Genomic DNA, 282 nt, shown 5'->3' on the forward strand with positions numbered 1-282 from the left:
CCCCGTTCGTCTAGCGGCCTAGGACGCCGCCCTCTCACGGCGGTAACACGGGTTCAAATCCCGTACGGGGTACAAAGGCAGCGTGAAAGCGCCAGTCTTTATTGGCCTATGGTGTAATTGGCAACACTACGGTTTCTGGTACCGTCATTCTAGGTTCGAGTCCTGGTAGGCCAGCGGAATTCGCTCACTCAGTTGAGTTGGATTCAGTTCTAAGCCCCGTTCGTCTAGCGGCCTAGGACGCCGCCCTCTCACGGCGGTAACACGGGTTCAAATCCCGTACGG

The 282-nt window shown here is 57.4% G+C and carries 2 tRNA genes; both read left to right on the plus strand.

The annotated features are described in order from the left end of the window. Positions 1-72, plus strand: a tRNA-Glu gene (locus QP977_RS10975). A gap of 30 nt (positions 73-102) precedes the next feature. After that, positions 103-174 (plus strand) — tRNA-Gln (locus QP977_RS10980). Positions 175-282: the final 108 nt, after the last annotated feature.

Source organism: Corynebacterium sp. MSK012 (assembly GCF_030232435.1).
Classification (GTDB): Bacteria; Actinomycetota; Actinomycetes; order Mycobacteriales; family Mycobacteriaceae; genus Corynebacterium; species Corynebacterium jeikeium_D.